24 protein-coding genes are annotated in these 23,525 nt (G+C 69.9%); 14 read left to right on the top strand and 10 right to left on the bottom strand.

The annotated features are described in order from the left end of the window. Window positions 1-16: 16 nt before the first annotated feature. From FNH21_RS07410 to FNH21_RS07400, 3 genes are read right to left on the bottom strand one after another with little or no spacing between them, the layout of a single operon-like run. Complete coding sequence (locus FNH21_RS07410; RefSeq protein WP_152813466.1) at window positions 17-733, bottom strand: DUF3618 domain-containing protein; 717 nt, start codon at window positions 731-733, stop codon at window positions 17-19. Continuing rightward, window positions 730-1,182: a phage holin family protein gene (locus FNH21_RS07405; RefSeq protein ID WP_152813464.1), complete on the bottom strand. Its 453-nt coding sequence runs from the start codon at window positions 1,180-1,182 to the stop codon at window positions 730-732. The genes FNH21_RS07410 and FNH21_RS07405 overlap by 4 nt, the downstream gene beginning before the upstream one ends. Beyond that, window positions 1,182-2,057: a hypothetical protein gene (locus FNH21_RS07400; RefSeq protein ID WP_152813462.1), complete on the bottom strand. Its 876-nt coding sequence runs from the start codon at window positions 2,055-2,057 to the stop codon at window positions 1,182-1,184. Before FNH21_RS07400 ends, FNH21_RS07405 begins: the two co-directional genes overlap by 1 nt. Window positions 2,058-2,339: 282 nt before the next feature. Here FNH21_RS07400 and FNH21_RS07395 point away from each other — a divergent pair, with 282 nt between their 5' ends. The 12 genes from FNH21_RS07395 to FNH21_RS07340 all read left to right on the top strand — a co-directional run bounded on the left by FNH21_RS07395 (window position 2,340) and on the right by FNH21_RS07340 (window position 15,856). Further along, the gene (locus tag FNH21_RS07395) at window positions 2,340-3,221 is read left to right on the top strand and encodes a manganese catalase (protein WP_191931692.1); all 882 of its coding nucleotides are present in this window, start codon (window positions 2,340-2,342) and stop codon (window positions 3,219-3,221) included. Window positions 3,222-3,266: 45 nt separating this feature from the next. Beyond that, entirely contained in the window at window positions 3,267-3,731 is a 465-nt protein-coding gene (locus FNH21_RS07390) for a DUF4383 domain-containing protein (protein WP_152813460.1), read from the top strand. Between the two features lie 241 nt (window positions 3,732-3,972). After that, entirely contained in the window at window positions 3,973-5,007 is a 1,035-nt protein-coding gene (locus FNH21_RS07385; RefSeq protein ID WP_152813458.1) for an iron-containing redox enzyme family protein, read from the top strand. Then, on the top strand, window positions 5,004-5,276 hold the full coding sequence (locus FNH21_RS07380; protein WP_422108749.1) for a CDGSH iron-sulfur domain-containing protein: 273 nt from the start codon (window positions 5,004-5,006) through the stop codon (window positions 5,274-5,276). The genes FNH21_RS07385 and FNH21_RS07380 overlap by 4 nt, the downstream gene beginning before the upstream one ends. 135 nt (window positions 5,277-5,411) lie before the next feature. Continuing rightward, entirely contained in the window at window positions 5,412-6,926 is a 1,515-nt protein-coding gene (locus FNH21_RS07375) for a pyridoxal phosphate-dependent decarboxylase family protein (protein WP_152813456.1), read from the top strand. Next, complete coding sequence (locus FNH21_RS07370) at window positions 6,919-8,232, top strand: SidA/IucD/PvdA family monooxygenase (RefSeq protein WP_191931691.1); 1,314 nt, start codon at window positions 6,919-6,921, stop codon at window positions 8,230-8,232. Before FNH21_RS07375 ends, FNH21_RS07370 begins: the two co-directional genes overlap by 8 nt. A gap of 92 nt (window positions 8,233-8,324) precedes the next feature. Continuing rightward, window positions 8,325-8,774 (top strand): GNAT family N-acetyltransferase, encoded by a 450-nt coding sequence (locus FNH21_RS07365; RefSeq protein WP_241742754.1) that lies wholly within the window; start codon window positions 8,325-8,327, stop codon window positions 8,772-8,774. After that, window positions 8,771-10,657: an IucA/IucC family protein gene (locus tag FNH21_RS07360; protein ID WP_152813452.1), complete on the top strand. Its 1,887-nt coding sequence runs from the start codon at window positions 8,771-8,773 to the stop codon at window positions 10,655-10,657. Before FNH21_RS07365 ends, FNH21_RS07360 begins: the two co-directional genes overlap by 4 nt. 155 nt (window positions 10,658-10,812) lie before the next feature. Then, window positions 10,813-12,621 (top strand): hypothetical protein, encoded by a 1,809-nt coding sequence (locus tag FNH21_RS07355; protein WP_152813450.1) that lies wholly within the window; start codon window positions 10,813-10,815, stop codon window positions 12,619-12,621. A 77-nt stretch (window positions 12,622-12,698) separates the two neighbouring features. Beyond that, entirely contained in the window at window positions 12,699-13,454 is a 756-nt protein-coding gene (locus tag FNH21_RS07350) for a LamB/YcsF family protein (RefSeq protein WP_152813448.1), read from the top strand. A gap of 28 nt (window positions 13,455-13,482) precedes the next feature. After that, complete coding sequence (locus tag FNH21_RS07345) at window positions 13,483-15,114, top strand: 5-oxoprolinase subunit B/C family protein (RefSeq protein ID WP_152813446.1); 1,632 nt, start codon at window positions 13,483-13,485, stop codon at window positions 15,112-15,114. Between the two features lie 43 nt (window positions 15,115-15,157). After that, window positions 15,158-15,856 carry a GntR family transcriptional regulator gene (locus FNH21_RS07340; protein WP_152813444.1) on the top strand — a complete coding sequence of 233 codons (699 nt, stop codon included), beginning with the start codon at window positions 15,158-15,160 and terminating at the stop codon, window positions 15,854-15,856. A 123-nt stretch (window positions 15,857-15,979) separates the two neighbouring features. Here FNH21_RS07340 and FNH21_RS07335 read toward each other — a convergent pair whose 3' ends face one another. After that, the gene (locus FNH21_RS07335) at window positions 15,980-16,735 is read right to left on the bottom strand and encodes a GAF and ANTAR domain-containing protein (protein ID WP_338403182.1); all 756 of its coding nucleotides are present in this window, start codon (window positions 16,733-16,735) and stop codon (window positions 15,980-15,982) included. 315 nt (window positions 16,736-17,050) lie between these two features. On the opposite strand from FNH21_RS07335, the gene FNH21_RS07330 reads away from it, so the two are divergent. Then, the gene (locus tag FNH21_RS07330; protein ID WP_152813442.1) at window positions 17,051-17,419 is read left to right on the top strand and encodes a GNAT family N-acetyltransferase; all 369 of its coding nucleotides are present in this window, start codon (window positions 17,051-17,053) and stop codon (window positions 17,417-17,419) included. Between the two features lie 163 nt (window positions 17,420-17,582). Here FNH21_RS07330 and FNH21_RS07325 read toward each other — a convergent pair whose 3' ends face one another. The 5 genes from FNH21_RS07325 to FNH21_RS07305 form a co-directional block, all read right to left on the bottom strand. Further along, a complete protein-coding gene (locus FNH21_RS07325) occupies window positions 17,583-18,392 on the bottom strand; it encodes a putative hydro-lyase (protein WP_152813440.1) in 810 nt (269 codons plus the stop codon). Then, window positions 18,389-19,612, bottom strand: coding sequence for an NRAMP family divalent metal transporter (locus tag FNH21_RS07320; protein ID WP_241742752.1), 1,224 nt, complete (start codon window positions 19,610-19,612; stop codon window positions 18,389-18,391). The genes FNH21_RS07325 and FNH21_RS07320 overlap by 4 nt, the downstream gene beginning before the upstream one ends. A gap of 89 nt (window positions 19,613-19,701) precedes the next feature. Next, window positions 19,702-20,988: an ammonium transporter gene (locus FNH21_RS07315; RefSeq protein ID WP_152813438.1), complete on the bottom strand. Its 1,287-nt coding sequence runs from the start codon at window positions 20,986-20,988 to the stop codon at window positions 19,702-19,704. A 173-nt stretch (window positions 20,989-21,161) separates the two neighbouring features. Then, window positions 21,162-21,473: a MoaD/ThiS family protein gene (locus FNH21_RS07310; RefSeq protein WP_152813437.1), complete on the bottom strand. Its 312-nt coding sequence runs from the start codon at window positions 21,471-21,473 to the stop codon at window positions 21,162-21,164. Window positions 21,474-21,486: 13 nt separating this feature from the next. After that, a complete protein-coding gene (locus FNH21_RS07305; RefSeq protein WP_152813435.1) occupies window positions 21,487-22,584 on the bottom strand; it encodes a WD40/YVTN/BNR-like repeat-containing protein in 1,098 nt (365 codons plus the stop codon). 199 nt (window positions 22,585-22,783) lie between these two features. Between FNH21_RS07305 and FNH21_RS07300 the strand changes: the two genes are divergently transcribed. Continuing rightward, window positions 22,784-23,221 carry a hypothetical protein gene (locus tag FNH21_RS07300; RefSeq protein WP_152813433.1) on the top strand — a complete coding sequence of 146 codons (438 nt, stop codon included), beginning with the start codon at window positions 22,784-22,786 and terminating at the stop codon, window positions 23,219-23,221. Here FNH21_RS07300 and FNH21_RS07295 read toward each other — a convergent pair. Next, complete coding sequence (locus FNH21_RS07295) at window positions 23,218-23,523, bottom strand: NIPSNAP family protein (RefSeq protein ID WP_191931690.1); 306 nt, start codon at window positions 23,521-23,523, stop codon at window positions 23,218-23,220. The two genes, FNH21_RS07300 and FNH21_RS07295, sit on opposite strands and share 4 nt — an antisense overlap. Window positions 23,524-23,525 lie beyond the last annotated feature (2 nt).

The raw sequence follows: 23,525 nt of genomic DNA, 5'->3' as shown, positions 1-23,525 counted from the left end.
ACTGTTCATCGTGGGATCAGTGCTGCTGGACGTTCGACTTCGCGTCCTGCGCGCTGCCCTTGACGTCACTGGCAGCCTGCTGGCCCTCGCCCTTGACCTCTCCGACCGCGTGCTGTCCCTCGTCCTTCACGGTCTGCACCGAATCCGCTGCAGACTCCTTGACGGACTGCACGGCGTCCTGGACGGGCTCCCTGACCTCGGAGACGACCTGCTTGGCGGCGTCGGTGACCTTCTCCTTGAGAGGGGCAGCCTGCTCCTTGAGCTGCGAGGCGGCCTGCTGCTCCTTCTGGCTGGCAGGGATGAGGCTCGCCACAAGGAGGCCTGCACCGAAAGCGATCAGTCCGGCGGCGAGCGGGTTGCCGGCAGCCTTGTTGCTCAGCTGGTGCGGGGCGCCCTGGGCGGCCTGGCCCGCGCTGTGCAGCTTGTCCTTCGCGGTACCGGTGGCCGACTGCGCATGGCCCATGCCATCCCCTGCCCGGTCCTTGGCGTGTCCGGCCTTGTCGGCGACCGCGCCCTTCACGTCATCGGCCTTGCCGAGCACTGAATCCTTGACGTCCTCGGCCTTGCCCATGACGGTCTCCTTCACATTGCTGAAGCTGTGCTTGACCTTCTCGGTCTGGCGGTGCGCGATATTCGCGGGGTTCACCTTGTCGGCTACGGCGTCGACGTCGGTGCCGAGTTCCTGACGCGTGCGTTCGATGTCGGCGCGGATCTCATCTGGTGTCTGGCTCATCGTGTCTGCTCACCTGGTTTCAGTGTCGGCGGAATCTCTTTGACGGTCTCCGCGGTCTGCGGGAGGCCCTTGACCTTCTTCATTTCCTTCTTGCCCATGACGGCGAGGACTGCGGCGATGATCCCCCAGAGGACGGCCACGATCACGGCGGCCCATCCCAGGGGCATGAGGGCCCCGAGGCCCCACATCAGGGCGATGGAGAGGAACAGGAGGACGAAGTGCCCGCCGAGGGCGGCGCCGGCGAACATGCCGGCTCCCTTCCCGGCGTTCTTGGCCGACTCGGTCGCTTCGGCCTTCGCCAGGGCCACTTCCTGGCGCATGAGCTTGGAGAGGTCCTTGGTCACCTCCCCGAGGAGCTCGCCGACGGACGCATTGGCTGAGCGCTGCTCGGCCTCCGTCGGCAGGGGTGCGGCCGCCTGATGCGCGCCGCCGGTGTATGCCTCACTCATCAGCGCAGGCCCCCGTCATTCGCGCGGGTGCCGACCGGGGGCGTGCCCGGCGGGATGGTGGGGTAGTCGTCGGTGGGATCGACGAAGGCCGGGTTGGATCCGGCGACGTGCTGCCCGCGGGTCGTGTCGTCGAAGCCGCCCGTGGCGGGCGTGCCGCTGTAGAGGTCGGAGTCCGTCTCGGTGTACCCGGTGTAACCGGCGGTCGTGGTGCCGCCGGTCCCCGCGGTGCGCGTAGGCGCGGAACCCTGCCCCCCGGTGGCGCTGCCGTTGGCGGAGCCGGGATTGCCGGTCAGGCCGCGGGTCAGGCGCCCCACGACGAGCCCGGTGCCTGCGGCGATGGCCAGGAACGCTCCGGGCTTCCGGCGCGCGAAGCTCTTGACGTCCTCGAGGATTTCTGACGCGTCGCGGCCTTCGAGCCAGCCGGCAACAGAGTCCGTTCGCTGCGAGGCCTGCTGGACGAGGTTGGACACCATGTGGTTGTCCGACTTGTCGGCCATCGACTTCAGCTCGTCGGAGATCCCACGGATCCCTTCGGTGATCTTCTGCTGCTGCGAGCCTGCCTGGCTCTTGACCTCGGAGGTCACCGTGCCCAGGAGGTTCTTGGCCTGGGTGCCTGCCTCCGCAGCAACGCTCTTGGCCTCGGATGCGGCGGTCCCGGCGACGTTCTTCGCCTCGGACGTGGCCGTTCCGGCGACGTTCTTCGCTGCTTCCTTGCCGTCCTGGCCTACCTGCTTGGCCTGGTCCTTGGCGGCAGAGGCCTTGCCGTCGGTCTGGCCGGTGGTGCCGAGCTCGTGCGCTCCGAGGTCGGAGGTGGACGACTCGTTGCCGGTCGTGGAGGGAACCAGGGGATCCTGCGGCCAATTCTGCGTAGTCATGGTCATTCCTAACGTTGATATTGCCGTTTGAAGCGGACGCTCCACCGTGTTCTCGATGTGCTGGCCCGGCATCTCGTGCTGGACGTATCACTGAAGCTAAGCATGCTTACGTTTGTGATTGCAAGCCCTTTCTCCACTTCCCGCAACCTCAAAATAAGTAGCCTTAGCATCTTCCGAAAATCTTATGGTCGCCGTTAGCGTCGAATCAAGAGGACCTCCTGCGGCCGCTTCCAGAAGGAGCGGAACCCCTGGGGAGGCCCCGAGGTGGGGAGGTATACACCCGTGTTTTTCCACAAGCAAGAACTTCAGTACAAGGCGACGCCCGACAAGCCGGACGCCATCTATGCCCGGAAGCTCCAGGAGGTGCTCGGCGGCCAGTACGGCGAGATCACCGTGGCCCTCCAGTACAGCTTCCAGGCCTGGAATGCCCACATCCCGGGCAAGTACCGAGACCTGCTCTTCGGGATCGGTGCAGAGGAGATGGGCCACGTCGAGATGCTCGCGACCATGATCGCGCAACTGCTCGAGAAGGCTCCCCTGGGTATCACCGAGGACTCCATCCAGGCAGATCCGGCGGTGGCCGCGGTCATCGGTGGCACCGACATGCAGCAGGCCATCGTCGCCGGGGCAGGCGCCCGTGCGGCCGACAGCAACGGCAACCCCTGGCAGGGCAGCTACATCACGGCCAGCGGCAATCTGCTGGCCGATTTCACGGCCAACGCCAATGCCGAGATGCAGGGCCGCCTCCAGGTCGCCCGGCTCTACCACATGACCGACGATCACGGGATCCGGGACATGCTGTCCTTCCTGCTGGCCCGCGACACCATGCACCAGAACCAGTGGACCGCAGCCGCGCGTGAGCTGCAGGAGTCCAAGCTGGAGGAACTCCCCGTGCCGAGCAACTTCCCCCTCAAGAAGGAAGCGCGCGAGGTGTCCTACCAGTACCTCAACTTCTCGGACGGCAAGGCGGCCTCGGAGGGCAGCTGGGCGTCCGGCCCCTCGCCCGATGGCAAGGGCGAATTCACCTACCACGACGGCCCCACGACCAGCGCTCCCATGCCGCCGGCCACCCACCCGGACTCCCGGTTCTACGGGACCACCGAGATCCCGAACACCGTCGAGAAGATGGCGGGAACAGTGCAGGACAAACTGAACCGCGAGTAGGCGCTGGGCCCGCCCGCCGAGTTCATCGACCAGAAGGAGATTCTCATGACAAACACGAACAACCGCACGGTGGAGGGTGGGCGAACCACCCTGCAACGCGCCGCGCAGGCGGTAGGCGTCGTCTTCCTGCTCGTCGGCATCCTGGGATTCATCCCGGGCATCACGTCCGACTACGGCACCATGATGTTCGCCGGCCACCAGTCGGAGGCCATGCTCCTCGGGATCTTCCAGGTCTCGATCCTCCACAACATCGTGCACCTGCTGTTCGGTGTGGCAGGCCTCGCCATGGCCAGGACGGTCTCCGGTGCACGGTCCTACCTGCTCGGTGGCGGGATCATCTACGCGATCCTGTGGATCTACGGGCTGGTCATCGGCCAGGAGTCGGCCGCGAACTTCGTCCCGCTGAACTCGGCGGACAACTGGCTGCACTTCCTCCTCGCGGTCGGCATGATCGGCCTCGCCCTGGCGCTCGGCCGCGGCGCCCGCACCACCACTCCGCGCCGGGCCTGATCGGTCTCCGGGGCGTGGTGCGTCGCTAGCAGGATCCCGGCACGACGACGCCGGGTCGGCGTTCTCCTCGGGGGACACCGGCCCGGCGTCGTCGCGTCCCGGTGACCGGCGGCACGCGTCCTTCCTCCGGGTCGGTGGATCGGTGGACCCGAAAGACAGTCGTCCCACCGAAGGAGAAGCGAAGTACGCTTAGTGTCGGCGCACCGGCTCAGCGGGGCGTCGTCGAGAGAAGAGGTCCTTGATGAAGCAGCCCTCAGCCCGAGGGGACGTGAGTGCCCTCGTCCTCGCCACCATCGCCGCGACGGTCGAGTCCGCACAGGATGGTCTCGCCCGGCTCGGCGCCGTCACCCGAGCAGCGGTCGCCGGGACGCCGGACATCCTGCACGACGACGATCTGCAGCTCGCGCTGTTCTGCCTGTACGAGCTGCACTACAGCGGGATCGACGGGGCCGGCGACGACTGGGAGTGGAATCCCGACCTCCTCCGAGTGCGTCAGTGCATCGAGGCCGCTTTCGAGGCCCGGGTCCGGGACGAGGTGGACCTCGGTGACCTGCCGGGTACCACCAGCGAAGCCGTGTGCGCCGAGCTCTTCCGGTTGACCGGTGACGATTCCGGACCCAGTATGTCCCGCTTCGTCTCCAAGTCGGCGTCGAACGACCAGTTGCGCGAGTTCCTCGTGCACAAGGCGGTCTACCAGCTCAAGGAGGCCGACCCCCACACCTTCGCGATCCCGCGCCTGACCGGCCGATCGAAGGCCGCGCTGGTCGAGATCCAGGCGGACGAGTACGGCAACGGGTTGCCCGCACGGATGCACTCGGCGCTGTTCGCGCGGACCATGCGGGAGCTCGGCATGGACGACACCTACGGGGCCTACCTCGACGTGACACCGGCCATCACGCTGGCCTCGAACAACCTCATGTCCCTGTTCGGACTCAATCGGCGCCTGAGGGGTGCGATCGTGGGGCACCTCGCCGCCTACGAGATGACGTCGTCCCAGCCCAATCGTCTGTACTCGCGGGGTTTCAAACGGCACGGCTATGGCGAGAACGCCACCGAATACTTCGACGAGCACGTCGAGGCCGACGCCGTCCACGAGCAGATCGCGGGCCGGGACATGGCAGGCGGCCTGGTCGAGGAAGACCCCCGCCTCCTGCCAGACGTGCTGTTCGGCGCGGCTGCCGGGCTGGCCGTCGACACGCTGATGACGAGGCACATCATGGACGCCTGGGAGAGCGGTGGCTCCTCGCTGCGCCGCTCGGAGGCGATGGCCTCGTGAGTGCGGAGGCGGTTCCCGGACCCGATGGGCCGAGCGGGGCCGAGGGCCCCGAACGCTCGCTGAACTCCGGCGCAGCGTCGCCGGTCTCCGTGGTCGCCTGCCCCGATGGGCCGCTCCTGATCCGGGGGGACTTCGAGCTGGTGGGGGCGGACGGCCAGGAGCTGCCCCGCACGCGGCGGACGGTCGCCCTCTGCCGGTGCGGAGCCTCGGTGCTGAAACCCTACTGCGACGGGTCGCACAAGCTGACGGGCTTCCGCTCGGAGCCCTGACCGTGCAGCCGCCGGTGCGGAGATGATGCGCATCACATTCTGCCTCCGGGCCTCACCTCCGCGACTTCGCTCTTGTTAGGTTAGCCATACCTAACAGCAGCGGATGGATCCTCCTCCGCTCCGGAGAGAGGCCTCATGCGCGCCCCCACCATCATCCCGCCCGACTGCGCCGTCCGGCGGTCGACCACTACCCACCACCTGCTCAGCGATGCGTCACTCCCGGCATACCGGCAGCAGATGAGGCAGGCCGTCGACGCCGTCACGGAGGCCATCGCCGCCGCGGACCGGCCCTTCTCCGGCGTCGTTCCCGCCGATCTGCGCCCCCTGGTCGAGTCCATCGACCTGGACGCACCACTCGACAGCATGCCGGATGCCCTGCAGGAGGTGCGGGAGCTGTACCTCCGTGACGCGGTGTACTTCCACTCGCCGCGATACGCAGCGCACCTCAACTGCCCCGTGGCGATTCCCGCCGTCGTGGCCGAGGCCGTGCTGAGCGCCGTCAACTCCTCCCTGGACACCTGGGACCAGAGCGCTGGTGCCACCCTGATCGAACAGCGTCTGGTGCGCTGGACCGCCGCTCGGATCGGTTTCGGCGCCGGGGCGGACGGCGTGTTCACGAGCGGTGGCAGCCTCTCCAACCTGCAGGGCCTGCTCATGGCGCGGAACAACGCCGTCGAGGCGAAGGGGCTCGTGGGGCTGGCGTCGCTCCCGGAGAAGCTCGCGCCCCTGCGGATCTTCGCCTCCACGTCGGCGCACTTCACGGTCGAGAAGTCGGCCGGCCTCCTGGGGCTCGGGGCAGACGCCGTCGTGCAGGTCCCGGCCGATCCGCACCGCAGGATGCGAATCGACGCACTCGAGGCGGCACTGGCCGCACACGCCGACGCCGGGCTCGTCCCCATGGCCGTCGTCGCGACGGCCGGCACCACGGACTACGGGAGCGTCGATCCGCTGGCAGGCATCGCGGCGCTCTGCCACCGGTACGGTGCGTGGCTGCACGTCGACGCCGCCTACGGGGGTGGCCTGCTGGTCTCGCACCGCCACCGCGCCCTGCTGGACGGCATCGAGCACGCCGATTCCGTGACCGTCGACTATCACAAGACCTTCTTCCAACCCGTCAGCTCGAGCGCCGTGATCGTCCGGGACGCCACGATGCTGCGGCATGTGACCCTGCACGCGGACTACCTCAACCCGGAGGGCGGGGAGAATCCTAACCAGGTGGACAAGAGCCTGCAGACGACGCGGCGCTTCGACGCCCTGAAGCTGTGGCTGACCCTGCGCACCATCGGTGCGGACGGCATCGGGGACATGCTCGACGACGTCATCGACCTGGCACGTGCCACGGCCGAGGAACTGCGCCAAGATCCATCCTTCGAGCTCGCCGCCCCGGTCCAGCTGAGTACCGTGGTGTTCCGGCTGCTTCCGACGGGATGGGACGACGACACCCGGGTGGACCGGCTGAACGCCCGGATCCGGAAGTCGCTGTTCGCGGCCGGGGACGCTGTCATCGCGGGCACCACACTGCACGGCAGGTCCTACCTGAAATTCACCTTCCTCAATCCGGCCACCACACTCGAGGACGTCCGGGCCATCCTCGCGGCCATCCGCTCCGCCGCGGATCCGATGATCCTTGAAGGCGGCCCCCGTGGCTGAGCGCGTGCACGACTTCGTCGCGATCGGGGTGGGACCCTTCAACCTGGGCCTCGCCGCGCTGGCCGCGCCCATCACGGAGCTGGACGGGATCTTCCTCGACGCCCGGCCCGCGTTCGGCTGGCACCCCGGCATGATGCTCGAGTCCGCCCACCTCCAGGTGCCGTTCCTCGCGGACCTCGTGACCATGGCGGACCCCACCTCGCCCTACAGCTTCCTCAACTACCTCAAGCAGGCCGGTCGCCTCTACCCTTTCTACATCCGCGAGGATTTCTACCCGCTGCGCGCCGAGTTCGACGCCTACTGCCGCTGGGTCGTGGGGTCACTCCCCGCCGTCCGGTTCGGGCAGTCCGTCGAGGACGTCGCCTACGACGACGCCGCCGGCACCTACCGCGTGACCGCCACGAGCGCTGCGGGCAGCACCGTGCACCACGCCCGGCGGCTCGTCCTCGGGACGGGGACCACGCCCGCCGTACCGGAGCACTGCGCGGACCTCGTGGCAGAGGCGTCCTCCGACGTCATCCACTCCTCCGGCTACCTGGCGTCGAGGGGCGCACTGCTGCTGCGCGACGACGTCACGGTGGTGGGCAGCGGCCAGAGTGCGGCGGAGGTCTTCCACGACCTGCTGTCCGCCGACCGGACGCGCACCCTACGGTGGATCACGCGGTCCCCACGCTTCTTCCCCCTCGAGTACACCAAGCTGACCCTGGAGATGACGTCACCGGAGTACGTGGACTACTTCCACGGACTCCCGCCGACGGAGCGCGACCGCCTCGGCGCCGAGCAGAAGAACCTCTACAAGGGGATCGACGGCGACCTGGTGAACGCCATCTACGACTTGCTGTACCAGCGGAGTGTCGCCGGGGCGCCCGACGTCGAGATCCTCACCAACACGGCGCTCACTGCCGTCGAGCGCTCCGGCGGGGGACTGGAGCTCAGCCTGCACCACGAGGAGCAGGACCGGCGGTTCAGCCTGTCGACCGGCGCCGTGGTGCTGGCCACCGGCTACTCCTACCGCGAACCGGCGTTCCTCCGCGGTATCTCGGACCGCATCGCGCGGCTACCGGACGGCCGGTACGACGTCGACCGCGAGTACGGGATCAGCCGGCAGCCGGGGGAGATCCTGGTGCAGAACGCCGAACTGCATACGCACGGCTTCGCGGCACCCGACCTCGGCATGGGTGCGTACCGGAATTCCGTGATCATCGCGCGGATGCTCGGTCACGAGTACTACCCCGTGGAGAACCGCATCGCCTTCCAGCGGTTCGGCGCGCCGTCAGGCGCCCGTGCCGAGGCCCGAACGCACTGATGGAGGCTTTCACGCTGCGTCCGGTGGACCCGGTCGAGGACGCGCCGCTCATCCACTCCTAGCTCGTCCGGCCCTACGCGTCCTTCTGGGACATGCAGGACTGTACGCGCGACGACGTGGTCGGCGAGTACACCGCCGCGCTCGCCTCACCGCACCGCGAGGCGTTCCTCGGGCTCGGACCGGACTCCCCTGCGTTCCTCATGGAGACCTATGATCCCTCGCACGACGCCGTGGGTTCTGCCTACGACGTGCGGCCCGGCGACCGCGGGATGCACTTCATCACGGCTCCCGTGGTGACGCCCCGCTCCGGCTTCACCACCGAGGTCCTCACCGCGATCATGCAGCACCTGTTCGGTGACCCGGCCGTCACGCGGGTCGTCGTCGAACCCGACGTCCGGAACCTGCCGGTGCATCGCCTCAACGCGCGGGTCGGTTTCGAACCCGCCGCCACCATCGACCTTCCCGACAAGCAGGCGCTCCTCAGCTTCTGCACCCGTGCGGCCTTCGACGCCCGCCCCACCTTCCAGGAGGCCACCCCATGACCATCCAACTGATCGCCGGAGCCGGACCAGCTCTTTCCGGAGCGGGGCCGGACACCGACCCTGCGGCCGACTCCGCCGTCGGCCGGTTCCTGACACCCGACCGCTGGGCGCGGGCCAACCGCCACGTCACCGCCAAGGCCATCGCCGAGTTCGCTCATGAGCGCATCATCGCCCCGGAGCCGCTCGGGGCCGGCTGGTGGTCGGTGACCAGCGACGACGGAGCCCTGCGCTACGTCTTCGAGGCTCGGCTGGGGGTCCTCGACCACTGGCGCGTCCTGCCGGACTCGATCCGCGTCGAGGGCGGGGTCGAGATCGCGGACGGTCCGGCGGAGGCGGACGCGGTCCCCGACGCACTCCGCTTCGTCTGCTCGGTCAACCGCAGGCTCGGCATCCCTGCGGAGCTCCTTCCCGTCTACCTCGAGGAGCTGACGAGCACGCTCTCGAGCGCCTGCTACAAGGCGGCGACCGAACGGCACGGCGCGAGGGAGCTGGCGTACGGCGTGACCGGCGGTTCGGACGTGGCAGCCGACTTCCAGGCGATCGAGGCCGCGATGACGGAGGGGCACCCGTGCTTCGTGGCCAACAACGGCCGGCTCGGCTTCGGCTCGGGGGACTACGCGACGTACGCACCGGAGGCCGCAGTGCCCGTCGCCCTCCACTGGGTGGCGGCGCACCGGGATGCTGCGCGGTTCGACGCCGTGGACGGATTCGACCACCGCAGGCTGCTGGAGGCGGAGCTCGGCACCCAGTTCGGGGAGTTCCAGGGCCGGCTCCGTGCGCTGGGCCTCGACCCGGAGGACTACCTCCTGGTACCGGTGCATCCGTGGCAGTGGGAGAAGCGGCTGTCCGTGACCTTCGCGGCAGACGTGGCACGGCGGGTGCTGGTGCACCTCGGCCCGGGGCGGGACACCTACCAGGCGCAGCAGTCCATCCGGACGTTCTTCAACCGCTCCGAGCCGACGCGCTGCTATGTGAAGACAGCCCTGTCCATCTCGAACATGGGCTTCCTCCGAGGGCTCTCAGCTCACTACATGCAGGCGACCCCTGCCATCAACGCGTGGCTCGACGGCGTGATCCGGGCCGATCCGCTGTTCGCGTCCGTGGGCTTCGGGCTTCTCCGGGAGACGGCTGCCGTCGGGGTGCGGAGCGCCCTGTTCGAGTCCGCCACGGAGCCCGGATCCCCCTACCGCAAGATGCTTGCAGGCCTCTGGCGTGAGAGTCCGCTCACGATGATCGGCGATGCGGAGCAGCTCGCCACCATGGCCTCCCTCCTGCACCGTGACTCCGCCGGCACGTCCGTCGTCGGACAGCTCATCGAGCGCTCGGGCCTCCCGGCCGGGGACTGGCTCGCGCGCTACCTGCGGGCGTACCTCGTCCCCCTCCTCCACTCGCTCTACGCCTACGAACTCGCCTTCATGCCGCACGGTGAGAACGTCATCCTGGTGCTGCGCGACGGCGCCCCCGAACGCATCCTCATGAAGGACATCGGCGAGGAGATCGTGGTCATGGGGGACCGGACGGCCGTGCCCGAGGAGGCCTCCCGGGTGATGGCCGACGTACCCGAGGAGGAGCGGGTGCTCGCGATCTTCACCGACGTCTTCGACTGCTACTTCCGCTTCCTCGGGGCCGTCCTGGAGGAGGACGGCATCCTCGCCGCGGACGGATTCTGGGACGTGGTGGCGGACGTCGTGCACGGGTACCAGGACTCCCAACCGGACCTGGCCGCGCAGTTCACGCGCTACGACCTCTTCGCGGAGGACTTCGCCCTGTCCTGCCTGAACCGCCTGCAGCTGCGGAACACGCGGCAGATGCTGGACCTCTCGGACCAATCGGGAGGCCTGCAGTTCAGCGGGCGTCTCGCGAATCCCCTGTTCGGGAGGTGACGGAAGGCCGGTCATGGCGGCACGAGTGCGATCTACACCGCAGGCGAGAGCCTGGTCGCCGTCGAGGACGAGTGCCGCGTGCAGCCGTCCCGGTACCATCCGAGCACCGTCCCGGCACCGTTCCGGCTTGTCCCGGCTTGTCCCGGCGTCCCACGATGCGGGTCCCGCTGCGCGCGGTCGGTAGGCTCGATGCACATCATCGATCGAGGAAGAAGGCGATACCCATCCGTCGTCGATCCATCCGGGGGAGTACCGCCCTGATCGTCGGGTTGCTGCTCGCCCTGACAGGCTGCACCGCGCCACAGCCCCCGTCCGCCGCGGAAACCGCGGCACCGTCCGCCCAGCCGGAGTCGGCCGTGGTCCTCGCGCATCGCGGCGCGGACGTCAGGGAGGTGCTGGCCGGACCGCCTGCCGGCGCGTCCCTCGCGACGAGCCGCTCCCTCTTCGAGCAGTCTCCCGTTGCCGTGGTGGTCGCGGCCGCCGGCGACGTGACGGCACCTGCGCTCGGCGTGGCGGCGACCGCCGCGGTGGGCCTCGGCGTGCCCCTCCTGACCGTCGATCCGCAGGTGCCGGTACCCGGGCCCGTGATCGAGGAGCTGGACCGCCTCGGCGTCCGGACGATCATCGCCTACGGTGATCCCACGGCCGACTGGGCGGGCCTCGGCGCGGACCGGGAGCTCCTCGCAGGTCCGGTGACGGCGGACGGTTTCTCCTCCGGCCTGGGTCTCCGGGCTTCCCAGCAGATGGTGCCGGCAGCGGATCTGGTGGCCGCCATCGGCGCCCTCGATCCGGACCGGCTGACGCTCGTGACCGTCGACGCGCCACAGGACCCCGCGAGCGGGAGCACGTCGGCTCCCTCGACCGGACCGGAGGGCGGAGCCGGACTGGAGGGGATCGCGACCACGGACACACTGCCCGCGATCACGGCTCCGGAGGGACATGCGGACGCGCTCGTCCTGGCCACCGAGGCCTCGCCCGCCGCATCCGTCGCCACGGCGCGGGCGGCACAGGCGGACGTGACCATCCTCGCGGACGGCGACCCGAGGTCGACGCCGGCGGGCGTGTCGGCCGTGCACGCGCACGCGGACGGGCCCGTCTACGGAATCGGCGCCGACTTCGGCGACGCAGCGGGTTTCGCAGCCCATGTCGAGGTCGCGGCCACGGGCGTGGAACTCCCCGGCGGTGGACAGACCGTGTTCCCCGGCCGGCGCATGGTGGCCCTGTACGGGCATCCCAGCGGCCCCTACCTGGGGGCACTCGGTGAGCAGGGCATCGACGCGACGATGGATCGCGTGAAGGAACTCGCCGCGCAGTACCAGCCGTTCAGCGACGAGCCGGTGATCCCCGCGCTGGATCTGATCGCCACGGTGGCCAGTGGCGAGCCCGGGCCCGACGGTGACTACTCCGGTGAGACACCGGTCGAGGTCCTGGTGCCCTGGGTGGATGCCGCGGAGAAGGCGGGAGTGTACGTGGTGCTCGACTTCCAGTCGGGCCGCACCGATTTCCTCTCCCAGGTGACGCGGTACGAGGAGCTGCTGGCGCGCCCGTCCGTCGGGCTGGCCCTCGATCCGGAGTGGCGGCTCGCGCCGGGTCAGCGGCCGCTCGAGCAGATCGGGACCGTCGGTGCCGGCGAGATCAATGCCTCGTCCCGGTGGCTGGCGGACCTGACGCGGGACAGGGCCCTCCCACAGAAACTGTTCATGGTGCACCAGTTCCGGTTGGACATGATCAGCGACCGCGACACGCTGGATACCTCACGCAGCGAGCTCGCCGTCACCCTGCACGCAGACGGGCACGGGACGCCGGGGGAGAAGCTGGAGACCTGGGCGGTCCTGCAGGACGCCATGCCCGAAGGGGTGTGGCCGTCCTGGAAGAACTTCTACGACGAGGACCGGCCGATGCTGACCCCCGAGCAGACCTACTCGCTCGTCGCTCCCCGGCCCTGGCTGGTGACCTACCAGTAGCGGACGGGGACACGGAGATTGTTGAACAATTCACGTGGCTGATGCATGCTGGAGGAACACTGAGATGGAGGTCACGCATGACGATCGACCTGAACAGCGACGTCGGCGAGTCCTTCGGCGCCTGGACGTTCGGTGATGACGCACGGATCATCGAGTCCGTCTCGAGCGTCAACGTCGCCTGCGGCTTCCACGCGGGGGACCCCACCGGCATCCGGGCCACCTGCGCCGCTGCGGCTGCCGCCGGCGTCAGTGTCGGCGCCCACCCCGCGTATCGCGACCTCGCGGGCTTCGGCCGTCGTTTCATCGATGTCGAGCCCGCCGAACTGACGAACGACGTCGTCTACCAGATCGGTGCGCTCCAGGCGCTCGCCCGGGCCGCCGGTACCACGGTGCGGTACGTCAAGCCACACGGTGCTCTGTACAACACCATCGCGGTGCACGAGCGGCAGGCCCGGGCGGTGGTCCAGGCAGTCCGGGAGGTCGACGCAACCCTTCCGGTGCTCGTGCTGCCGAACACGGTCATCGAGTCGGAGGCCCGCAGTGCAGGCCTGCGCACGGTGGTCGAGGCGTTCGCGGACCGGGCCTACACGCCCGACGGCGCCCTGGTCTCCCGGCGTGAACCCGGCGCCGTCCTGCACAGCGAGACCGACGTCGTCGAGCATGTCCTGCGGATGGCGACGGAGAGCGAGGTGCTGGCCGTCGACGGCTCGCGGATCCGCATCGAGGCCGAGAGCATCTGCGTCCACGGGGACACACCCGGAGCCGTCGCCATGGCTGCGGCGGTTCGCCGGGCCCTCACCGCTGCGGGTGTGGGGATCGGTGCCTTCGCCTGAGCGGCCCGGCCCGGCGGGTAGGACCGGGATGACGCTCCGAGCCGTCGGGGACCGCGGACTGCTCGTCGAACTGCCGGGCCTGACCGAGGTGCTCAGCATCCAGTCCCAGCTGCAGGCCAGGCCGGCCGACGGACAGGTGGACGTCGTCGCGGCGGCCTGCACCGTGCTCGTGACCGTGCGTGACGCGGTACACCTCGAGGCGCTCGCGGAGCGCCTGCGCACCACCGATCCGACGCTTCCCGTGGAGGTCGAGGACACGCTCGTCACCATCGAGGTGCAGTACGACGGCGAGGACCTGGCGGAGGTGGCGCGGCGGACGGGTCTCAGCGAGGACGCCGTCGTCGCTGCCCATTCCTCCCGTCCCTGGACCGCCTCCTTCGGCGGGTTCGCGCCGGGCTTCGCCTATCTCACAGGCGGCGATCCCCGCCTCGAGGTGCCACGGCGCGACTCACCCCGCACCGCCGTGCCCGCCGGGTCCGTGGCCCTCGCTGGAGCCTTCTCGGCGGTCTATCCGCGGGAGTCACCCGGCGGATGGCAACTGATCGGCCGCACCGACGCCGTCCTGTGGGACACGCACCGCGAGCAGCCGGCGCTCATCCGGCCCGGGAACCGCGTCCGGTTCGTCCCGGTGCGGCACCGCGTCCAGGTCGGCGCGTCGGCGGGATCACCCGGACGCAGTGCACCGCCCGCGGAGCCGGCGGAACGCGGCGCCCCCGGCGAGGCGGCCACGAGCGGGGAAGCGCCCGCATGCCCGGTCGACGTCGGCGCAGCACACGCGATGGAGTCGCCGCACCTCGTGGTGGTGCACCCCGGCCTCTCCAGCACGCTGCAGGATCTCGGCAGGCCCGGGCTCATGTCCCTCGGGGTGGCGGAGGCAGGCGCGCTGGACCGGTCGGCCGCCCGCCAGGCCAACCGTCTCGTGGGCAACACAGCGGGTGCAGCGGTCATCGAGAGCCTCAACGGCGGGCTGGCCCTGGAGGCCGGGACAGATCAGGTGCTCGCCGTGACGGGCGCCGACGTCGGCCTGACGATCGCGATGCCCGACGGCCGCGAGCGGGAGCCGCTCGCCTGTGCACCGTTCCTCCTGCGCGCGGGCGAGGTGCTGCGGCAGTCCGCCCCGGCGACGGGTTTCCGGTCCTACACGGCGGTCCGTGGCGGCTTCGCCGCGGACGAGGTCCTCGGCAGTCGCTCCACCGATTCGATGTCCGGGCTGGGGCCCGAACCGCTCGCCACGGGCACGCCGCTCGCCGTGGCTGCGCAGGCGTCCGCGTCCCCGGTCGGCGATCCCGAATCACTCCGGCGTGCCGCCTCGCCCGAGGTCCTCCGCATCCGGCCGGGCCCCCGGGACGACTGGTTCGGTGCCGAGGGTCTCGAGCGCCTCTGCTCGTCCGACTGGACGGTCAGCGCCCAGTCGAACCGGATCGGACTCCGCCTCGACGGGCCGGCCCTGCAGCGGACCCGGGAGGGGGAGCTGCCGAGTGAGGGCACGGTGGGCGGCGCCCTCCAGGTGCCGCCGTCGGGCCTCCCGGTCCTGTTCCTCGCCGATCATCCGGTGACCGGCGGGTACCCCGTCATCGCCGTCGTGGTCTCCGCCGACCTGGACCGGGCGGCCCAGCTGCCGCCAGGCTCCACCGTGCGGTTCCTCGTCGCAGACCCCTGATCGGACCGGATACCGGGCGGGCGGGCCCGGTTAGGGTGGGACCATGACGTTCGACGACGCCCTGGCGGCCATGCGTCGGCTCTCCAGCGGAGCGCGCCACGCCCATACGGGGCAGTGGGTCGCGGGTGCGCTGAGGACCCGCATCGCCGAGGGTGACCTTCCGCCCGGGACGAAGCTCCTCGAGGAGGCGCTGGGGTCCGCGCTCGGGGTCTCCCGGAACACGTTGCGGGAGGCCTTCGGCATCCTCGCCGCGGAGAACATCGTGACGAGGGTCCCCAACCGGGGAGTCTTCGTCGCCCGCCCCACAGCTGAGGACATCGCCGAGATCTACCGTGTCCGCCGGTACCTGGAACCCGCGGCGCTACGGTGGGGCGGTGCCGACTCCGGGGCGGCAGCGGCCGAGCGCGACGCCGTCATCGCCCGGGCCCGCTCAGCGCGGGACGCAGGCGACGTCGCCGCCATGGCGGACGCCAACCAGGACTTCCACAAGGCGGTGGTGGCGCGGGCGGGCAGTGCGCGGTTCGACGCCATGATGTCCGAGGTGCTGGCCGAGATGCGCCTGGTGTTCCACGGCATGGGTGACGATCCGGCGTTCCACGCCCCCTATGTCGAGGCCAATGCGGACATCGCAGCATTGCTGCGGGCGGATCGGGCGGACGAGGCAGCGGAGGGCATGCGCGCCTATTTGGACCAGGCGGAGTCCCAACTCCTCGCGGCGGTGCGCCGGGAGCGGGATCGCTGACGTTCTCGATGCCGTCGGGCCCGAATCGCACCACGTCCGTCCCCTGGGGTCCCGTCCTCCGTCGGACCGGTGTATCGTCCACCGCAGTCCACGCTGTCCCCTCCCCTGCAGTTCCCTCGAAGCCTATCCGTCGAAGTGCGTGCGGACGGGGCCCTGTTGGCCCAGCGACGCCAGGACGGAGGCCGCGAGGTCGCGGAGTTTGACGTTCCGGCCCTGCGAGGCAGCACGGAGGATCCTCACGGCGTCCTCCTGCGAGCACCGGTTCTGCGCCATGATCGCGCCCACGGCGAGGTCGATCATGGTGCGCGACTCCAGCGCTGCCCTCAGGTTGCCGGCGTCGTCGGTGAGATGCGCGATCCGGACGGAGAGTCGCAGGGATCGGGAGGCGTCCCGCGCAATGCCCTCCGCCACGGTGATGCTGGTGTCGGGAAAGGCATGCGGCCTGGTCGAGTAGAAGTCGAGCCCGGCGCTGGCGCCGGCGTCGAGGCGGATCGGTATGCCGAGAGCCGAGCGGATCCCGTGGCCCGCGATGGCCTGCCGGTACTCGGGGAAACGGTCCTCCGCGAGGAAGTCAGGGATGTGCACGGTGTAGCCCTCGCGGGCGGCCCGCAGGCAGGGGCCGTCATCGAACCCGTACTGCACCTCGTCCATGACGCGCGCCTGCTCGCTGCTGCTGGCGACCGTGGTCATGGACTGTGGCCGGAGGAGCGTGACCCCGCAGAACACCTCGCCGTGCTCTCCGGTGAACGCCCGGGATGCGACCTCCACGAGCCCGTCGAGGAACTGCTGCACGTCGTCGCTGTCGAGCACCATGTCCTGCAGCAGTGCGGTCAGGCCGTCCTCGGCGGCCTCGACGGCTAGTTGCTGTTCGTCGGGCACGCCGCCGTCCCCCTGCCCGTGCGGAGGTCGCTCGTCGCGAGGAAGGGATGGGACGGGGACTTGCGTGACGTCATGGGACGGATCCTTCGGGGAGCGCGCTGGATGATCTCGGCTCGCTTCTGAACCCCGTCGACTGGTCGACGGGGTTCATCCTACCCACCCGGTGCCCACTGAGCCCGCCTGCCGGTCACCGGCCAGGCGCTCCGCGGTGGAGGGCTGTGGGATTCCCGGCACAGGGATGTTCGCGGCCGGAAACGCGGCGGAAACCGCCGGTCCGTAGCGTGAGGGAGAACACCCCGTCCACAGGAGGCTGCCGTGCAGACGCTGAGGGTTCGACAGGTCCCCTGGACCAACCCCGTGGCCATGGGGCTGCGGGAGGCGCTGCGTGCGGAGTCCGGGAGCGGGCATGAGCCGCCCGTCCCCGTCGCGGCCGACGACGGCTCGGACATCGCGGTGTTCCTCATCGCGTACGAGCTGGCGTCGGGACAGCCCGTCGGGTGCGGTGGACTCCGCCTGATCGGCACCGCTGCCGAGGTGACCGACGTCTATGTCGTGCCCTACGCCCGGTGGTCGGGGATCGCGCGGGCCATCACGGAGGAGTTGACCTCCTGGGCGCGTGTGCACGGCATCGCCTCCGTCGGGCCGGACGGGGCACTGGCCGGGCTCGATGCCCTGCGGCTCTGATCGCGAGGAAGTGCACCGGGCACTCGCGGGGCCGACGATGCGCGGGCGGCTTCGCGCGCTGGAGTACGCGAGGCCGGGCGATCTGCGAGCCGACCCGTCAGGGACTCGCGGCGCGACGAATCGTGGAGCGTGCGGGCTGCTCGGACACCCGCGGATCGATCTGTCAGGGGACGAGGTAGTCGCTGTCGCGCGCGTCGGTGACCAGCATGTGGCCGGGTGCGTGGCCGATGGCCAGGCCCGGCCGGGACTCCATCACCGCGGCCTGGGGCGTGACCCCGCAGGCCCAGAACACCGGGACGGTACCGCGGGGCAGGTCCACCGGATCACCGAAATCGGGTGAGCCGAGGTCGGCGATCCCGAGGGCCGCCGGGTCCCCCACATGGACGGGAGCGCCGTGCACGGCCGGGTAGCGCGAGGTGATCCGGACGGCGTCGGCGATCCGGTCCGGGCTGACCGGCCGCATGGAGACGACGAGCGGTCCGGCGAGACTCCCTGCCGGACGGCACCGGCGATCGGTCCGGAACATGGGCACGTTCACGCCCTGGTCGATGTGCGCGATCGGGATGCCGCCGGCCCGCAGGGCCGACTCGAAGGTGAAGCTGCACCCGATGATGAAGGTCACGAGGTCTTCCTGCCAGACCTCCAGCAGGTCCGTGGGCCGTTCCACGGGGACTCCGTCGCAGTAGACGACGTACCGCGCGGCATCGGTGCGGATGTCGCCGTCGGGCAGGAGGCGCCCGGTGACCTGTCCCGCGTCGAGGACGTCGAGGACGGGGCAGGCCTTCGGGTTGCGCTGCGCGAAGAGCAGGACGTCGTAGGCGAGGTCCGCGGGGACGATCAGCAGGTTGGCCTGCGTGTAGCCGTCCGCCCAGCCCGCGCTGGGCGCCACAATGCCACGGCGGAAGAGGGCGCGCGCCTCGCCAGCGGTGAGGCGGGATGCATCGGGTGGGGCCGGTACCCCTTCGGCGGTCATGCCCACAGCTTCGCGAGACCGCTGAGCGACTGGTAGCCGAGGAAGAGGGTCAGGAGCCAGGCGAGGACCCCGACCACCAGGAGCCACTTCGGGTACACGTACCCCGCCAGGAGGTCCCTCCGACGCCAGGCCACCCACAGGATCACGGCGAAGCCGACGGGCAGGATCAGCCCGTTCACGGCGCCCGCGGCGATGAGCAGCGTCGTCGGCGCCTGTCCCACGAGCAGGTAGATCACGGCGGAGACGGCGATGAAGACGCAGGTGTAGATGTTCCGGCGGCGGGGCGCAGTGGCGGAGGAGGTGATGAAGGAGATCGACGTGTAGGCCGCCCCGATCACGGACGTGATGGAAGCGGCCCACAGGATGATGCCGAACAGCCGGAGTCCCACCTCCCCAGCGGCGATCTGGAACGCCTCCGCGGCCTGGTTCTGGCTCGCGAGCTCCGCACCACCCGCGACGACTCCGAGGATGGCCAGGAACAGGAGTACGCGGATGACGCCTGTCACGATGATGCCGAGCACGGAGCTCTGGGTGATCTGGCGGACGTTCGCCGGCCCGACGACGCCGGAGTCGAGCATGCGGTGCGCTCCCGCGTACGTGATGTAGCCGCCGATCGTCCCGCCGATCAGGGTGGTGATGACGAGGAAGTCGATCTGGTCCGGGATGACGGCATTCCTGATCGCCAGCCCCACGGGTGGCTGCGACACGACGGCCACGTACCCGGTCAGCAGGATCATCAGGGCACCGAGGACGACGACGATCCGGTCCAGGGCCGCGCCCGCGCGCTTGATGAGGAACACCGCGATGGCGATCACGGCGCTGACCACTCCGCCGATCTTCGCGTCCACCCCGAGCATCGCGTTCAGGCCGAGCCCGGCGCCGGCGGTGTTGCCGATGTTGAACACCATGCCGCCGAGGAAGATCAGGGCCGCGAGGAACCAGCCCACGCCCGGCAGCACCAGGTTCCCGAGCTCCTGGGCGCGGCGACCCGTCACACCGATGACGCGCCACACGTTCAGCTGCACGGCGATGTCCACCAGGATGGAGACGAGGATCGCGAAGGCGAAGGCGGCCCCGAGAGCCACGGTGAACGTACTGGTCTGCGTGATGAAGCCGGGCCCCACCGCGCTGGTCGCCATGAGGAACATGGCTCCCAGCAGTGCGCCCCGTTCGGGGCGCACTGCCACCGGTGTCCTCTTCTTCGCTGCCCTGTCGGCCATGGGATTCCCGTCATCGGTTCAGCAGGTGGCGTGACGGGCGTCACGCCTCGAACGGGAGTCTACAGATTGTTCAACAATCTGCGCAAGGCTTACGGACGGGGTGCTCCGAGGTCCACCGGATCCTCGTCCGTCAGATAGGCGAACTCGGAATGGGCCGCGATGTCGATGCCGCGGATCTCGTCCTCCTGCTCGATCCGGAGCCCGATGGTCCGCTGCAGGACCTGCGCGATCACCCAGGTGACCACGAAGGAGTAGGCGAGGACGGCCACGGTCGCGAGGGACTGGATCCCGAGCAGCTCGAAGCCTCCTCCGTAGAAGAGCCCCGCCACGCCGTTCGGCGCGTCCTCGGTGGCGAACAGCCCGATGAGCAGGGTGCCGAGGATGCCGCCGACCAGGTGAACCGCGACGACGTCGAGCGAGTCATCGAAGCCGAGACGGAACTTGAGCTCCACGGCGAGCGAGCAGACGGCCCCGGCGATGGCGCCGATGGCGAGGGCGCCCATCGGACTCACCGCACCGCAGGCGGGGGTGATCGCCACCAGGGCGGCGATCAGGCCCGACGCCGCACCGAGGCTGGTGGCCGCACCGTTCCGGATCCGCTCCACGAGGGCCCAGGCGAGAAGGCCGGCGGAGGCCGCCACGGCCGTGTTGAGGAACACCACCGAGGCGGACTGGCCGGCGGAGAGCGCCGATCCGGCGTTGAAGCCGAACCAGCCGATCCACAGCAGGCCTGCCCCGACGAGGATCAGGGGACGGCTGTGGGGCTTGGCGTGATCGACCGTCGGCCAGCCGTGGCTGCGACCGAGCACGAGCGACAGTGCCAGGGCCGCGATCCCGGCGTTCATGTGCACGGCGAGGCCTCCGGCGAAGTCGATCGCCCCGAGGTCGTTCGCGATCCAGCCGCCCACCACGGAGCCGTCCTCCGAACTGAAGGCGAAGACCCAGTGCGCGATCGGGAAGTAGACGAGGGTGGCCCAGACACCCGCGAAGATCATCCAGGCACCGAACTTCATGCGCCCGGCCGCGGCCCCGGCCACCAGCGCCGTGGTGACGCAGGCGAAGAACAGCTGGAAGGCGGCGAAGAGGATCGGCGGGATGGAGGCCGCGGGGTCCTCCGCGAGCAGCTGGCCCATGCCGGCGTACTCGGCGACATCACCGATCAGGCCGAGCCCGCCGACCGAGTCACCGAACGCCATCGAGTAGCCGAAGAGCGCCCACAGCACCGCGACGAGGCTCGCCCCGCCGAAGCACATCATCATCATGTTCAGGATGCGCCGGGAGCCGACCATCCCACCGTAGAACAGGGCCAGAGCCGGGATCATCAGACAGACGAGCGCAGAACTGGCGAGAATCCAAGCGACGTTTCCAGAATCCATGGGAGTCCATTTCCGTGACAGCGCTCCTGCGTGCCGGAGGGGACAGGGCCGGGTCCCGTACAGGGGGTGGGGTACGGAACCCGGAGGGCACGCCGCGCTGAGCCATGGTAGACAGCACCACGTTTCCGCGTCCGGCGGCCGCCGTTAACTCTGTGTTACGCCGCGCCCGGTCCCTAGCCGCCGGCCACGGACTGGATGATCATGACGGTCACCCCGGGAGGCACGGGCGTCGCGAGGCCGTCGAGGCGAAGTACGTCCTCACCGTCCACGTAGATGTTGACGTACCGCCGGAGCGCCCCCGTCTCCTCGCGGATCCGCTGCTCGAGCAGGGGGCGCCCTTCGCCGAGCCGGTCCAGCAGTGCGGCGACGTCGCCGCCGTCGGGCACTGTCATACCGACCTCTGTGTGTCCCTCCACGTACGGTCGCAGCAACGTGGGGATCAGCACGGTGACGTCACCGGCCGCGGCCCCGGGCGGGATCTCCATGGGTTGCACCGGCTCAGGCGGGGACCACGGCGGCACGGACCGAGAGGACGTCCGGCAGGTGGCTCGCCACTTCCCGGAACGTGCGGCCCTCGTCGGCGCTCGCGTAGACGCTTCCGCCACGCGTCCCGAAATACACCCCCGCCACGGCGTCGTCGTCCACGCAGGCGGCGTCGCGCAGCACCGCGTTGTACTCGCCGCGCGGCAGTCCGGCGTCGGACGCCTGCCACGTGGCGCCGCCGTCGTCCGTCCGGTGCACGGCGAGGTGCCCGCCGGGCGGGATGCGCTCACCGTCGGCCTTGAGCGGGATCACCCAGGCCGTGCCGCTGCGGTGCGGGTGCGAGAGCATCACGAAACCGAAGTCCGCCGGCAGGCCGTCCGCGATGGACTGCCAGGAATCGCCCCGGTCCGTTGTCGCGTAGACGCCGTGGTGGTTCTGGGCGAAGAGGCGGTCGGGGTCGACGGCGTCGCGTGCCAGTTTGTGGACGCACTGACCGAACTCCGGATCCGGGTCCGGCATGAAGTAGGCGCTGATGCCCTTGTTCCTCGGCTGCCAGGAGGCTCCGCCGTCGTCGGAACGGTACACGCCTCCGGTGCTCATGGCGACGTGGAGGGTCTCGTCCGTCGGGCTCGGCAGGACGGTGTGCGCCGCCGCACCGCCGAAACCCGCGCCCCACTCGCTGCGGTGGGGGTGGTCCCAGAGGCCCCGGTTCAGCTCGAAGGTCTCGCCGTGGTCGGTGGACTTCCACACCGAGATGGGCTGGCAGCCGGCCCAGACCACACCGGGGCGGTTCTCGGCGTCGGGCTGGATCTGCCAGACACGCTCGAGGGCGGCGCCGTCCTCGGGTGCGAAGCGGATGCTCCCCTCCTGCGGCTCGGTCCAGGTGGTCCCCAGATCGTCCGAGTGCGCGATGCAGGGGCCGAAGTGCCAGGACATGCGTCCTGCGAACAGGCGCGTGGTGCCGCCCCGGGTGTCGATGCCGACGCTCGGGATCTCCTCCATCAGGAAGAGGGGTTCGGAGAGTGTCCAGGTCTCACGATCCGTGCTCGTCGCGAGCCACAACCCCTTCTTCGTCCCGATGGCGAGAAGAACGGTCTTCCGTGCTGCTGACATGGCTGCCCCCGTTGGCGTCCTGGCGGCTGTCGGGCCGTCTCCTGGTGCGGATCACTTGGGACGATGCCACTCGCCACTCGTTTTGTACAGGGCCGACTACCCGCTTCTGTCCGGAATGGCGACAGGGCCCGCTGCACCGTGCCAGAGTGGGTTCATCCGGACGCTGGGGCGCGGACCTACCCACCCCTGGAGGCACCGCGTGAGTCAGATCGTCCTCGGAAGTCCAGCACCGCTGCGATCCTGCCCGGCTGCCTCGACCATCTTCCCCGCACCGCCCTGCCGCTTCTGCTCCGGCTCGTTCTGCTTGCGGGTCGAACCGCGTCTGCTCTCCCTCTGGTGGGCGCCCGGCGCCGTGCTCGGCCTCACGGACGTGGCCGGCGCCGCCGAGGTCATCCGCGATGTGTCCGACGGCTACCGGCTCCCGCTCGTGGTGCACCTGCAGGGCATGGTCGGCATCGCTGCGGCGGCTCGGACCCTCATCCTCGAGAGTTCCCTCTCCTCGCGCATCGCCTACGTCGGCACCGGGCCCGTGGACCAGGTCATCGCGGCGTTCCTCGACCAGGGGCTGTCCGAGACGCGGTACTTCGAATGCCCGCGGGCAGCCCAGGAATGGGCACTGGGCGGGCGGGACGGCTAGTCGAACATCGGTGTGAGGAAGCGGCGCTCGTAGCGACGGATGCAGCCGCTGTCTTGCGCGAGGCGGTACGCCTCGATGCACTCCTGATCCGTCCGGGACTCCGTTCGGTAGCGCTCGTAGTCCGCCAGCGAGGGGAAGGTGAAGAGTGCGTAGGCGATGTCGCTGTCGCCCTCGCCCGGGAGGAAGTACCCGTGATGGTTGCCGCCGAGCTTCCCGACGAGCCGGATCCAGCGGCGCCCGTACTCTTCGAAGTCGGCGATCCTGTCCGGGTCGATCTCATAGCGCAGGTGCACGGTGATCACCC

The organism is Arthrobacter bussei (assembly GCF_009377195.2).
Taxonomy (GTDB): domain Bacteria; phylum Actinomycetota; class Actinomycetes; order Actinomycetales; family Micrococcaceae; genus Arthrobacter_D; species Arthrobacter_D bussei.
Note: the sequence above shows the minus strand (reverse complement) of the source record. Positions and strands in the feature narration are given on the sequence as shown.